The 13,729-nt window shown below is 56.0% G+C and carries 11 protein-coding genes; 5 read left to right on the top strand and 6 right to left on the bottom strand.

Annotated elements, in window-relative coordinates; translation table 11 throughout:
* Position 1: 1 nt before the first annotated feature.
* Together AC3Y2E_RS12115 and AC3Y2E_RS12110 are read right to left on the bottom strand one after the other, a co-directional pair.
* Positions 2 to 895, bottom strand: a complete 894-nt coding sequence (locus AC3Y2E_RS12115) for a hypothetical protein (protein ID WP_379210493.1) — start codon at positions 893 to 895, stop codon at positions 2 to 4.
* Positions 888 to 3,074 carry an NAD-dependent epimerase/dehydratase family protein gene (locus tag AC3Y2E_RS12110; RefSeq protein ID WP_379210491.1) on the bottom strand — a complete coding sequence of 729 codons (2,187 nt, stop codon included), beginning with the start codon at positions 3,072 to 3,074 and terminating at the stop codon, positions 888 to 890. The genes AC3Y2E_RS12115 and AC3Y2E_RS12110 overlap by 8 nt, the downstream gene beginning before the upstream one ends.
* 157 nt (positions 3,075 to 3,231) lie before the next feature.
* Between AC3Y2E_RS12110 and AC3Y2E_RS12105 the strand changes: the two genes are divergently transcribed.
* Complete coding sequence (locus AC3Y2E_RS12105) at positions 3,232 to 4,635, top strand: DUF4832 domain-containing protein (protein WP_379210489.1); 1,404 nt, start codon at positions 3,232 to 3,234, stop codon at positions 4,633 to 4,635.
* 19 nt (positions 4,636 to 4,654) lie between these two features.
* Here the strand turns inward: AC3Y2E_RS12105 and AC3Y2E_RS12100 are convergent, their stop codons facing one another.
* Positions 4,655 to 5,782 (bottom strand): response regulator, encoded by a 1,128-nt coding sequence (locus AC3Y2E_RS12100; RefSeq protein ID WP_379210487.1) that lies wholly within the window; start codon positions 5,780 to 5,782, stop codon positions 4,655 to 4,657.
* A gap of 240 nt (positions 5,783 to 6,022) precedes the next feature.
* Between AC3Y2E_RS12100 and AC3Y2E_RS12095 the strand changes: the two genes are divergently transcribed.
* Positions 6,023 to 6,556: a 5' nucleotidase, NT5C type gene (locus AC3Y2E_RS12095; RefSeq protein WP_379210485.1), complete on the top strand. Its 534-nt coding sequence runs from the start codon at positions 6,023 to 6,025 to the stop codon at positions 6,554 to 6,556.
* Positions 6,557 to 6,788: 232 nt separating this feature from the next.
* A complete protein-coding gene (locus AC3Y2E_RS12090) occupies positions 6,789 to 6,941 on the top strand; it encodes a hypothetical protein (RefSeq protein ID WP_379210483.1) in 153 nt (50 codons plus the stop codon).
* 451 nt (positions 6,942 to 7,392) lie between these two features.
* Here the strand turns inward: AC3Y2E_RS12090 and AC3Y2E_RS12085 are convergent, their stop codons facing one another.
* The gene (locus tag AC3Y2E_RS12085; RefSeq protein WP_379210481.1) at positions 7,393 to 8,805 is read right to left on the bottom strand and encodes a family 4 glycosyl hydrolase; all 1,413 of its coding nucleotides are present in this window, start codon (positions 8,803 to 8,805) and stop codon (positions 7,393 to 7,395) included.
* Between the two features lie 171 nt (positions 8,806 to 8,976).
* On the opposite strand from AC3Y2E_RS12085, the gene AC3Y2E_RS12080 reads away from it, so the two are divergent.
* Both AC3Y2E_RS12080 and AC3Y2E_RS12075 read left to right on the top strand, forming a co-directional pair.
* The gene (locus tag AC3Y2E_RS12080) at positions 8,977 to 9,831 is read left to right on the top strand and encodes a helix-turn-helix domain-containing protein (RefSeq protein ID WP_379210479.1); all 855 of its coding nucleotides are present in this window, start codon (positions 8,977 to 8,979) and stop codon (positions 9,829 to 9,831) included.
* 141 nt (positions 9,832 to 9,972) lie between these two features.
* Entirely contained in the window at positions 9,973 to 10,236 is a 264-nt protein-coding gene (locus AC3Y2E_RS12075) for a YkgJ family cysteine cluster protein (RefSeq protein WP_379210477.1), read from the top strand.
* A 135-nt stretch (positions 10,237 to 10,371) separates the two neighbouring features.
* Here AC3Y2E_RS12075 and AC3Y2E_RS12070 read toward each other — a convergent pair whose 3' ends face one another.
* Both AC3Y2E_RS12070 and AC3Y2E_RS12065 read right to left on the bottom strand, forming a co-directional pair.
* Positions 10,372 to 11,754, bottom strand: a complete 1,383-nt coding sequence (locus tag AC3Y2E_RS12070; protein ID WP_379210474.1) for an extracellular solute-binding protein — start codon at positions 11,752 to 11,754, stop codon at positions 10,372 to 10,374.
* 130 nt (positions 11,755 to 11,884) lie between these two features.
* Positions 11,885 to 13,669: a putative phage tail protein gene (locus AC3Y2E_RS12065; protein WP_379210472.1), complete on the bottom strand. Its 1,785-nt coding sequence runs from the start codon at positions 13,667 to 13,669 to the stop codon at positions 11,885 to 11,887.
* Positions 13,670 to 13,729 lie beyond the last annotated feature (60 nt).

The raw sequence follows: 13,729 nt of genomic DNA, 5'->3' as shown, positions 1-13,729 counted from the left end.
CTCATGTTCCTTCCGACCAGAATCTCACGGTTGTTAATGCCTCGTTCGACAAACGAATCGGAGATTGCTTGAGTAGGTCCAGCGTTTCCTTCAGCTTCTCGATCGACTGGACGGTGAAATATACGTTCATCAGGCACAAGTAGGCGTTTTCGTTATGCGGACAATGCCGCAGGAAGCCTTCCGCGCACGCTTCGGCCGAAGCGTATTCGCCCAGCTCCAGATCGGTTTCGATTTTCTCCGCGTACGCCTCGGCCGACTCCGGCTCCAGCTCGAGCAGGCGGGCCAGCACAGCCGAATACGTATACCGGTGCTTGGCGAGCGTCCGCTCATCGAGAAATCCGCTGCGCATATAGTTTTTTAAAACGTCCGCATAGGAACGGAGCAAGTACGGATCGTCCTTGTTCTCCTCATACTGGACCGACAATTGCTGCAGCGTCAGCGTCAGCTTGCGCTTGATGCCCGTAATGGCGCTGACCGCATAGTGGGACGTCTCCGTATCTTCATTGCTGACCGCCAGACGCAGAACTTCCAGATAGTCGAGGGAATCCTGCTTGAGCAGATCGATCATTACTCTCCGCCGAGTGGAAAAGTCGTTGACGAGCAGCGCTTCCTCCAGCGGCACGACGTTCATCTCCTTGACGGTGTCCGGGCTGTCGTACAGATTGGTTTGCTCCACGTCCCGGATGCTGAAATGATCGAATATTCCCGATTCGACCGGGCGGGATTTCCGCTCTCCTCTGCCCCCGGAGCGGAAAAGAGGCAGCAGGAAGCCGACCACGGGCAGCGAGGCGGCCAGCGCGAAGCGGGTCCACCCTTCTCTTCTGTCCTGCCTGTAAAGGATTCCGAACACGATGCCGCATACGACGATATAGACGAGCCACGCGATCTCAAACATACTGGGCTTCCTCTTCCGCAACCGTCAGGGTAACGCCGTTCCTCTGCAGCCGTTCCAGGACGAAGGCCGCATCCGCCAAGCTGGAGTTGCTGAGCAGCACCATCAGCTCCCCGCCCGGCCCGATCCCGATATAGTCCGTTTCGCGCAGCGAGCCGGAGATTAGATGGGACAAGTCGATGGTCAGCTCATTGCCGTCTCCGGCGGACAACAGCACGTATTCGGTCCCGTGCTTCGCTCTGCCGATCCGTTTGCTAACGAGAATGTCATGGAACACGTCGGGCTTCAAAACGGGCGTGCCGTCGATGTATCTCACGTTTTCCGTCGCCTCCACGAAGGAGAGCGCTCTGGACAAAGCGGAGGAGACGAGGTCGACCGTAATTTTGAACAAGTTCTGATAGTACAACGTGAAATGGTCGAATTTCATCCCGTACAACGCGACGACCGCGACCACTTCTCTTCCGTTCCATACCGGCGCGGCCATCAGCGGAGCGTCAGCCTGAAGCTCCTTGTTGACGAACAGCTTCTTGTCGTGCAGCACGTGCCTGGCGAAATCGACGTCCTCCACCTTGATCGACTTGGCGACCTCATAATCGCCCGAGCCCGAGCGGGTTACGAGACGAAGATAGTTCCCGTATTTGTTGACCGTATAAATCGATACGACCTGTACCTTCATAATCGATTCGACTACGCTGACGGTTGAGTTGAAGATGTTCTCGGGCTCCAAACTTTCCAATTCCTTCGTAACGGAGTAGATTTTGCCGAAGCTGTCGCTGCTGTTCATCACCTGCAGCTGGAGCTCGTCCTTCACCAGCCGCGTCTCCGTGTAGATGTCGTTCAGGAACGCGTACTTCTCCTCCGTCGTTTCCGTCTGCCGCTTCATATTGCGCAGCGCGAGGTTTTTGCGCTCGATGGCGTAACCGACGACGAGGCCGATGAACAAATAAACGGCGGTATGGAAAAAGAACTCGGTATCGTGAAGCAGCGACACGAATTCGCGCCCGTTGTCCAGCTGCTGGTACACGTAAAGCGCGACGGATAGCGCGACGGCTATGAGCGACTGGCGGTTCCCGTAAAGAATGCCGAGCAGGATAATGTAGATCAGCCGGAAATCGAGAATATCGTACATGCCGTTTTGCAGCGACAGCGTGATCCAGGCGGTAACCCCGAACGCGAGCGCGTTCTCCGCATAGGGGAGCGCTTTTTTGACCGTCGTCCAGACCGGGGAGCCGTCCGCCTTTACGTCAGCCGGCCGTTCTTCCGAGCGCTTATGCTCGTCGGCAAACCACCGGTACGTCCGGCCGAGCCCTTCCTTCAGCGAATATTTCGGCGCCCAGTCCAGATCTTTCTTAATCCGCGAATTGTCGAGCACCGAGCGGTAAATATCGCCGGAGCGACCTTCCTTGTAGGTAACGGGAATCGGTCCATGCAGCGACTGGAGCGTGTCGACCAGCTCGTTCACGCTCGTCTCCCTGTTCGTGGATAAGTTGTACACCCCGGTCAGACTTGAATACGAGGCGCGGTAAATCGCGTCGGCGATATCCTCCACGTAAATAAAATCGCGTGTCTGGCCTCCGTCGCCGAATATCATCAATTCCTTCGCATGGAGCGCCCGTTCGGTAAAAATCGACACGACTCCCCCTTCGCCGACGCTTCCCTGGCGGGGGCCGTACACGTTAGAAAACCGGAAACAAATCGTCTCCAGCCCGTAAATGTCCTGCCATTTCCGGCAGTAGGTTTCCCCGATCCATTTGTTCAATCCGTACGGGGAAATCGGCTCGCACTCCTCCGACTCCGCGAGCGGCAGCCGGTCGTTCTCCCCGTATACGGCGGCCGAGGAGGCGAAAATAAACTTTTTGACGCCATATTTGTGCGACAGAGATAAAATGTTGGAGAGCCCGAGAACGTTGGATTTCGTATCCAAACGCGGATTGTCAAGCGAGGTCGATACGTTTACTTGCGCGGCCAGATGAACGACCACATCGAACTTGGTGCTCCGGAATATTTCTTCGCATTTGCGGTCTTCGATGGAGACGATATAACTTTTGTGCTTGAAGGTAATGTTGCTCTTGTCCCCCGAGGACATGCTGTCTATAAGCGAGACTTCATACCCTTCCTTATAAAACCGTTCGGCTACAAAAGATCCGATGAATCCGTAGCCTCCTGTTACCAGTACTCTCAAGTTAATCACCACTTCTTCGCCCGTAATATTTCGACAATGAAAGTGATTGTACGACATCGATCTGAACAAAAACTGAACTAGTTTCCTATATAGCCAGATTTTCCCGAGTCGATATATAATGGTAGAACTATACGCATTCATGGATGGAGGACTTCCTTTGCGCTTGACCCGAAGTTATGCACTCGTTGCCGTCCTGATCGCCGCCGGCCTGTCCGGCCTGCTGATCGCCAGTCATCTTCGCGCCGATACGAAAATCCAGGCCGTCAGCTACATGTCGGCCGAAACCGACCTTGTGCTTGCCAACCCCTATATGGGATTCGCGATCGATGCCAAATACGACAATGCGGTGCAGCCGTTCCGGCTCGCCCACGCCAATCTCTCGTGGCGGGAACTGGAGCCGGAAAAAGGGAAATACGCGTTCGAAGCGGTGGAGAAACGGTTTCATTTTGCGCTCTGGAAGCAGCGGGGCGTTCATCTCATTTTGCGTGTTATTCTCGATTACCCCCGCGAGCAGTCGCATATGGATATACCGGATTGGCTGTATGAAGAAATCGGCCAAAAAGGGGATTGGTACGATAGCGATTACGGCAAAGGCTTCAGCCCGGATTACGGTCATCCCGCATTGATCCAAAACCACGAGCGGCTGCTGAACGCTCTGGGAGAGCGGTATAACCAAGATCCGCAGATCGCCTTCATCCAGCTCGGCAGCCTCGGCCATTGGGGCGAGTGGCATACGCGGGACGACGATCAGGGCTTCATTCCGTTTCCGAAACGGAACATCTCGGACCAGTACGCCGAGCATTATGTCCGCGCGTTTCCGGACAAGCATCTGCTTATGAGGCGGCCGCATCAGGTCGCGCTCGATCATAAGATGGGGTTGTATAACGACGCCTTCGGAAAATCGAAATCGACGATCGACGGCTTCCTGAAGTGGTATACGGAGGGATACAAATCTTGGCTGACGGACGAGGACGAGCCGGCGATGCCCGATTTCTGGGCGGCTTCGCCGAGCGGCGGCGAGTTTTCCAGCGGCTCGTATTTTAAGGACAGCGTGATTGAGGAGACGCTGCGGCAAGCCCGGCTGACGCATGTCACCTGGATGGGGCCCAGCGCGCCTTACCGGGAGAAGGATGCAGCGATTCAGCCGAACATCGACCGTTTTCTGAAAACGATCGGCTACCGCTTCGTTTTGACGAAAGAAACGCACGAGAAAGAAGCGACGGCCGGCAAAAGTCTGCCTATTTCGCTTGCGGTGAACAACCGGGGAGTAGCGCCGTTTTATTACAATTGGCCGCTCGAGCTGTCGCTTGCCGACGGACAAGGGACGATCGTGGCCGCCGTCCGGACCGATATCGATATTCGGAAGTGGCTTCCCGGCGAGCACGAAGCCTCCTATGCGCTGCCGCTTCCGGATCATCTCCAGGAAGGCACGTACACGGTAAACGCCGCCATTCTCGATCCGCAATCCGGGAAACCCGGGGTCGAGTTTGCGATGGACGGGAAAAGAGCCGACGGCCGTTATGCGCTGGGCACCGTTCTGATCAAGCCCGCCAAGAAGTAGGCCGCGCGGAGGCGGCTGTTCAGGACTTGCTTTTCCATCTCTCGTACCAGAGGCGGACGGCTTCCTGCGGCTGGGTACCATACTCCCCGCGCAGCATCTCTTCCAGACGTTTATGCTGCTGTTCGACGGAGCCGCGGTCCCCTGCGGCTTCGTACAGCTGCATCAGGATGAAGTAGGTTTGCTCCATGTACGGATAGAGCGATTGGACCCGGAGATGGAGCGCAATCGCTTCCGCGTAGTTGCGGGAAGCGATGAGATATTCCCCTACCGCCATCGCGTGCTGAATCCAAAGCACCCTCAGCCGCTGGCGCTCGCTTTCCGCCCAGATATAGGCGTTGTCTGCCATATAATCGCCGCGGTACAGCTCCAGCAAGCTCCGATGCTCCGGCAGCGTCGCGGCCGAGATCGGGGGCGCTTCGCGCAGGCCGTGCTCCCAGTCCGCGACGTCCAGCTTCGCCTGGTTCATCTCAAGCTGGTAGCCTTCGTCATAGCTTAAAATGCGCATGTTGACCCCGGCGTTCTCCAGCATTTTACGAATCTGGTACACCGCCGTATACAGCAAGGTATACCCTTTCTTCCAATCCGCTTCCGGCCATAACATATCCAGCAGCGTGTCTTTCCTGACCAGTTGCCCCCGCTGATGGACCAGAAAAGCGAACAGCTCCTGCGCCTTCGACGTTCTCCAGCGAATCGCGGCCTGCTCCGCCGAGCCTGCGGGCAGCTCGATCTGCAGCGATTGGAAACACCGGATGAGGAGCTGACTGTCCGGAACAGGGACGGCCGCTTTCTCCGTTTTCTCGAAGAGCCGCTTTGCCGTTTCGGCCAGACGCTCCCGCTTCACCGGCTTCAGCAGATAGTCGATTGCGCTCAGCTCGAACGCTTTGACTGCGTAATTGTCGTAGGCGGTCACGAACACGATCTTCACCGAAGGCAGCCGGCTGCGTATTCGCTCCGCCAGTTGGATTCCGTTAATCTCGGGCATCTCGATATCGAGAAACGCCACGTCCGGCTCCTCGCGAGTGATGGCCTCCAAGGCTTGATGAGGGTTCGTATACTTGCCGATGACCTCGAAGCTATCGATTTCCCCGATCAATCTCCCCATAACTTCAAGAGCCAAGCGCTCATCATCAACAAGGATTACTTTCATATGTCACGGCTCCGATCCTTCTGTGCGATTGTCTACTTGCCGTTTCCCCTATATTGAATCACGACCCATTCTTTGGTACATTATATCACGCCTTTCGGCCAAGCACTATGCGTCCGTCCTCCCACGCGCCAAGGTCTGCCGGCATATGCGGGCCTGCGCGGCCCGGGCATCCGTTATCCATTGACCTCGCCTTCGTTTACGGCTAGCATAGAGGTAAACAACAAGATAGGAGCATGCCGGATGGACGCCGTCAAACCACGCATCGCAATCGATATGGACGAAGTTATGGGGGACACGCTGGGCAAAATGCTCGAGTGTTACAACCGGGACTATGCGGACTGCCTCACCGTAGACGACCTCCGCGGCAAAAAGCTGCGCCATGTCGCCAAGTGCGGCTCCGAAGTATCGAAATATTTCGAGGACCCCTCCTTTTTGCGGGATCTGAAAGTGTTACCGGACAGCCAGGACGTGATCCGGGAGCTGCAATCCCGGTACGAGATCTTCATCGCCACCGCCGCCATGGAGGTGCCGGCTTCGTTCGCCGCCAAGTACGAATGGCTGAAGGAGCATTTCGACTTCATCCCGAACACCCACATCGTGTTCTGCGGTGACAAAAGCATCATCAACGCCGACTATCTGATCGACGACCACGCCTACCAATTCGAGCGCTTCCGGGGGCAGGGCATTCTGTATACCGCTTCGCACAACATCGAAGAGACCCGCTATCCGCGCGTCAACAATTGGCGGGAAGTGGCGGATCTGTTTTTGAAATAACGAGGTTTGGAATGTCCCGGATTGGACTTGGCTTCGGATAGTGGAGCTTAACCATAGAGTGTATTCGTTCAACTTATGCAGCTGCGGGGCTGACTCAGTGGAGATTTTTCCTGGTGGGACAGCCTTTTTTGTGCCGTCACACGCCTGTTTTTGGCTACGGACAAGCATATTGACGCGCCGAGCTGCATATAAATGCTTTCGTTGTTCACTTTATGCAGCGAGGGAGAGTACGATGGAGCCTCTGAAATTGCACAAGCGTCAACCGTCCAGCAAGCAGGAACGGGTCGTGGAGTATGTCAAAAAAAACTATACGGGCCTGTACAACGCCTGCAAGCAGTGGAAGGCCCAGGAAGGCGCAGCGGCGAAAACGACGGCGCAGCCTTGATCGTATAGGGGCGGAACGAAGGTTCCGGCCCGTCTTTTTTTAGGAAAATCCGGCGCACGGGATCGCGCCGGCCAGCAGCTGCGCCGATATGGCGGCGTAACTTGGCGGCGTAACTTGGCGGCGTAACTTGGCGGCGTAACTTGGCGGCGTAACTTGGCGGCGTAAAAGACGCCCTTCCCAGATTCCCCAGGGAGGGCGTCTTTTACATGTGCCGAGGTTTGGAGAGGAGGCTGAGCGGATAACCTCCCGGATTTCCTCCCTCATTTCGCGAAGGATGTCCCGCCGCCTGATAAGCGCATTTTAGGTGTCCAGCCCAAGAAGGTTACTGCAATTGGTTTCCCTTGTCCTGCTCTTCCCTGCCCTTGTCCTGCTCTTCCCTGCCCTTGTCCTGCTCTTCCCTGCCCTGCCCCGTCCTATCCTTTCGCCTTTGGCAAAACGCATATCGCCGCCGTTACTCGTACCAATAGGCGGGCAGCGCTTCCCGTTCCTGCTCCAGCAGCTCTCTGATGATATGGTCGGCGTCGCCGATCGAATTGACAAGCGGATCGGTCATCATCGCCCTTCTCAGCTTGACAAAGCTCCGCTCCACTACGGCTTCGGCGGTAAGCTCGTGCGTATCGAGGACGAGCTCCTGCATCCCGCGGATCCCCCGCGGCATTTCCCCTACCGGCCGCGGTACGATCCCTTCCATCGTCACATCGCAGAGCAACTCGAGAAAAGCGTCGCCGCTCATATTGGACACCGCCCCGCGGTTTAGCGTGTTGATATAAAACGGCTTGCCCAGTCCGCCGACCATATTCTCAATAATATCCGTCGCATGATCGGGACCGAAGGCGGTCTTAAACTCGGAGATCGGCTTCCGGCCGGTTATAAAAGCGTCGACCTGCTTCCACATCTCGTCATGCCGCTTGTAGCGTTCTTCCGTCTCCCATATATGCAGCGGCGGAACCGGCTCCACCGTCTTGCCGAGCCCCTGCCAAAAGCGCACGTATTCCTTCGTATGGGCGACACACGTGGGGATGTATCCGAAAATATCGTACAGCTCATACCCGATCGCGTCGTTGTACGCCGCCTTGGCTCCGCGATCGCCGCCGTCGGTGCCGGTTTCCGCCGCTTTGCGAAGCGATTCGGCGATTAATGGAGCAACATCCTTTCCGTCGAATTCCGCCTTCAGCAGCCACGTAAAGTGATTGACGCCAGCAATCCGGAGGTCGAACCGCCGCGACACGTCTTCCGTAAATTGACCGGCTTCTCCAATAAGGCCGGACCGTCTCAAATAATTCCGTTTCACATGAGGCATATGCAGCCCGTCGCACAAAGCGAAGCTTTTCAGCTTCGGCGCATACCGGCTTAAGGCGATGCCGTGCACGGCGGACGGATTAATGTAGTTGATGACCCAGGCATCCGGGCACATGTTCCCGATATCGCGGACGCTTTCCATGATGACCGGCAGCTCCCGCATCGCCCTGAATATGCCGCCCGGTCCGATCGTATCCCCGGAGCACATGCGGATGCCGTATTTCTCCGACACCGCACAGTCGATGCCCCTGTACTTTACCGTATCTTTGGCAAAGCTGAGGACGACAAAATCGGCGTCCTTCAGTACGTCCCGGCGGTCGGTCGAGCCTTCCACGGCCAGCTTCACCCCGTGCTCGGCCGCCGCCATACGGGCCAGCTTCAGCAGCTTGTTCAGCCGGGCTTCGTCGGTATCGACCAACGCGAGCGTCCCTTCGTTCAAATACGGCGAAGTGACCATCTGCCAAATCGACTGTCTTCCGAAAAACAAACTGCCCGCTCCCAGTACGACAACTTTCGGTTTGCCCGGTTTGTTAGGTTTGCCAGATTTCCCGCCATCCCGATTCATAGCGTATCCCTCCTTTTCCTTCTCGCCTTTATTATAAAAGGATGGGAATGAATTCAAATGGACTGTAGTTTTAAGCGGATGTCAAATAGTACGATTGAGATGCCGGCCATAATCTTGTGCTATATTGGAACCAACGCGATTCGTCAAAAAGTATCGAAGGGGCGGTAACCTATGAAAGGTCAGGCGGGGTCCTTTCACCTGTTCAACGAGCTGTCCGAGCATATATCACTTCGGATCGGCTCCTGCCATTCGCTATACCACGACAGCAGGTGGAGAGAAGTCAAGGAGCACTCCGATTATGATCTATGGATCGTAGAGGAAGGGACGGTTGCCCTGCGGATGGGGGACGTGAACGGGACGGCGAAGGCCGGAGACCTGATTTTGTTTTATCCGAACGTTCCTTACACCGCTTCGAACGGGGAGGAGGGCTGCCGGTTTATCTACGTTCACTTTGATTTTGGCATCGGGGACCGGTCGCGGATATTGGACGATTTCCCTTTATCCGGCATTGTTGCAGGAAGCTCGGTGCAGGAAGAGGCGGCTTTGTTCCGGCAAGCTTTCGAGCGGTATTCCAATCGTTCGGTTTTGTCGAGCGTCCGGCTTAAAGGCTGTCTGACCGTACTGCTCGCCAAAATTATCGAAAATGCGGCGGAATCCGAAGCCGCTGCCGCCAGCGGCGAACCGGCGGACACGCCTCCGAAGGCAAGGGCTTCCCGTCAGATGGACATCCTGCAGCCGGTGTTCCGCTTTGTGCATGAACAGCTGCACCGTCCGATCGCCGTCCGCGAGCTTGCCGAAAAAGCCGGCATGTCGGAGAAATATTTCATTACGTTTTTCAAGCAGACCGTCGGCGTCACACCCGGCTACTACTTGTATCAAGTACGCATGAACCGCGCGCGCGACTACTTGTACCGGAGATCGTACACGATCAAACAAATCGCCGAGCTGCTCGGCTACCCTGATCCGTACACCTTTTCGAAAGCGTTCAAAAAGTATTACAACAAGCCGCCCTCGCAATTCGTGTAAAGGGGCATCCTGTCTGGTTCTCCTCTATACGGGACGTTTGTTGCCCGGTTTGGTTTATGTAGCGTCTGCACTTCCGGGCTCATCGCCTGTGGTATACTTGTCTTATGGACCCGTACAAGAGCCTTGGAGGAGGGATGCTTGATGGAATGCCGGATCGGATGCGCCGCTTGCTGTATCGTCGTGTCGATCTCGTCCGCTATCCCCGGAATGCCGGAAGGCAAACCCGCCGGTGTCCGGTGCGTCCAGCTTACAAGCGATAACAAGTGCGGCCTGTTCGGGAAGCCCGAACGTCCTGCCGTATGTGTAAGATTGCGGCCCTCGGAAGACATGTGCGGCAATTCGAACGAGCACGCGTTCGACTATTTAAGCACGCTGGAGCGTTTAACAGCTCCGGATCGCTCCTGAACGGCCGTTGCTCTGAGAGAGAAGACCGCGACATAGCCAGACAGCCATTCGCCTTTCTATAACGATTCCGATTCGATAACGAACGTTCAGACAAACAAAAACCCCCTCATCTCGAGGGGGCGGGGCCAGCTCTTTCTAGAAAAGCGCACGTTCAAGCCGTTCGCATAAAGCCGTCTCGCCGATCTGCCCGGTCAAATAAAGCTGGAGCGGTCCGGATATTTTTCGCAGTTGCCAGTTGGCCAGATTCAGATCTTGTTGAACGCGGAATGACGGCATAATTTCTTTAAACAAATTGTAGCGGGAAGGACGCAGGCCGTCATCCGGCCGGATTTCGTCGGCGACTTCCTTATGAACCGGGATGCTCAGAGAATGGGTGCTGATCAGCCTTTGAGCTCTTGGCGATCTCAAATACTCCATAAACGTGCGGACCGCTTCCTTATGTCTGGACTGTTCGTTGACGCCGACTCCGATCGAGACCGCATTAGTCAGCGGATGACGGATAAACGGCAGCGGCGAGATATCGTAATCGAGACCGCTTCCTCCCAGCCTCGTTAAGGTGCTGTAACCGACGAGCGTCATCGAAATGCGCCCTTCTCTAACCATCCGGATATAATCGATCTCCCGGTCGTTCCAGAATGGCGGGAACATCGACGGGTCCGAGACGATCTCCCGGTAAAACCGCATGCACTCCATAAACTTCCCGTCCAGGTCGATCTCGAAACGTCCGTTGGCATCGCGCTCAAATTTCACGCCGCTCTGCAGGAGCAGGGCAGGCCAAATATTGATGGACAGCGGATCGAAATACAGGCCGTACGAATCGCTTCGGGTGAGTTGCCTCGCATTTTTGATCATATCGCTCCACGTCCAGGTGCTGTCCGGCTCCAGAAGTCCATTCTCGCGAAAATGCACTTTGTTGTAGCATAATATAAGAGGAGAAAAGATCACAGGCTGCACGTAGCGCCGGCCTCCGACGGAAAACACATCTGTCAGAAAGCGGTACACGCCCGGAAGACGGTCCGGAAGCGGCTCCAGCAAGGACAGTTTGTCACGCACCGCAAAATCCTGGAACGTATCCTGATTCAGCGTCACCGCGTCGATCACGCCGCTGTCCAGCATCTGGGTGAACATGTGGTAGTGGTCCGTATTGACCAGAATCGTTTTCACGCGTATCGACGGGTGCAAGGCCTGAAAGTCTGCGATCAACGGCTCCAGCGCAAAATCGTGGACAACCGTCGCATAACAGGCGATCACCAGTGTCACCTGCTCCAGTTCGGGAGCTTGGACGACTTTCGCGCCGACCCGCCTTTCCTTGACGACCACGCCCCGTTCCACCAGAAGATCGATGCCTTTGCGGACGGAACGCGGTCCCATCTTGAACAGCTCCGCCAGTGCGGTTTCGGAAGGAAGCAGATCGCCTACGCTGTACACGCCTTCGGCAATATCCCTCTCCAATTTCTCCACCATTCGGTTCAGCCGGGAATGAAATGTTTTGCGGCTCGTTTTCTCCTCTTTATGCAACGGTTTCTACACTCCTGTCCAATCGCCGGAACTTCACTTCTTTCATTGTGTATCGTTCAGGATTCAAAGTCAACAGACGCATTCGTCCAAGGTGGCAAAACGGAAAAGGCGGATCTGACAGACGGAACGGTCAGCCGTAATAGTGGACGATACATTCGATCAAAGCGATGCTGCCCGCATTCGTATCTGTCGGCGAATCGCCTTGCCGGGTCAATCGGAAGGCGGCGTTTTTGCCTTTGAGTCCCCCGCTCTCGAAATTATAGGTGACATGAACTTTATTGATTCCCGCCGTCAAGCTGGCATGAAACACGTTATCCGTTCCCAGAGGCGCATTCGTCGCCGTATCGATGGCGGCAAGGCGAAATGATGCGCTGCCCGCTTGTTCAGCATTGACTATTACGTCAACGGCTCCCCGGTTAGCTATCCCGGTCCCGAAGGCGACGAACCCGAGCCACCCGTCAGTAGCGACATCCGGGCCGGCAGCTACATGGCCGAGCGAGAACGAGCGGCTTGTCGGGTTGCCGTACTGCTGCGTATTGTTGATAACAGGCTGACCCGTTACACTGAGCAGCGACCTCCCATCGAACATCCCGCCCCTCACCCCGTTGGCAACGATCTCATTCAGCACAAGCGCATTTTCATATCCGTGGAAGGAACATGCCGGATCGATGTACAGCCCGATCGCTTTGTTGACGACAATCGCCCGCTTGCAGCCGGATGATCCCCGTAAAAAAATACTTCCTCTCACAGCGATCCCGTAAATCGTAGCCAGCGGATCGTCCACATCGACCGCAACGTCGGCTCCATTGTTCGCGTTGGCCGTGCCGTTCGATTCGAAATAAACACCGTCAAAGTTTACTTGACGCGTTCCGTTTTCGAGACGGGCGCCGAACTGGCTATTCCCTTCGATGGCCGTGCCGAAGAAGTTGACTCCAAGCGGAGAACGGGATCTGAATCCGACTCCGTTTCCTTGCAGCTCCCCTCCGACGAACGAAATGCCGTTAAAGCCGACATGCGGGGGCGAGTCGCTTCTTACGATATCCACACCTACAGCGAAACGCTGTGCGATCAGATTGAATACGGACGCGATCCATCCACCGCGTATGCGGCATCCGGTCCCTTGCCCGACGGTCTCGCTGTATAAAAAGAGATTGCTTAGGGACCAGCGCGTAGGCGCCGTATTAACGCTGGCATCGATAATATCGAGTGCGATCTGGCCGCTCCCGGCTGTCGTGATCAGGAAGTTATCGAGGCTGAACTCCTTGGACTCCGCTCCGCTCAGGACGACCCCGCCCGACGTAAAACGAAGATTCGTGCTTCGGCCGTATCCCGTGACACGGTTGCCTTTGGTGAGATAGATGTTGCCCGTGCACAAATAAGTTGCTTTCGCCGACAGTTGAACGCCGCCGTGAACAGCCGCACATTGGGTGATTTGACGCTGGCTCGGGATGACACCGCCCGGATCGGCGCCAAACATCTCGGGCGTTATAGCCATATCTCCCACTCTCCTATAACAGCCTTGGCCGGTTGTGTCCGCAAGGAACCAATTCGCCACTTGTCCGTCATTCGTCCAGTCCGCGGGCAGCGGCCGGTTTGGATCGACGACAGTTCCGCCGTTATGGAGACTTTTGCTAAGCGAAGCATCCCAGACATAAGCGCCGCCCCCATGCGGCGTACCCGCCCGGTAGCCTTTCAAGCGGAAGCACTGTCCGTCCTGCAGCTCCGACTCGTCTATAGCTGTCAGGTCGGCCAGACTGTCTACGCACATGGCGCAGCTCGCACCGGCGGCTTTCTTGGCGAATCCGACCGTGCTGCCCGATGCGGCGATGGCGCCCGCCGCAGCCACCCCGATCGTCGCCAGCATCTTCCTGCGGCTGATGGTCCCGTTTTCCCATCCAACCCGATTCCCTTCCATGCGGATCACTCTCCCATGTAAGTTTTTAGAGGTTGTTCAAAAAGTCCACTTTTGATCACG

The sequence above is a fragment of the Paenibacillus sp. MAH-35 genome (assembly GCF_058135425.1).
This window is presented reverse-complemented; position numbering and strand designations above follow the sequence as displayed.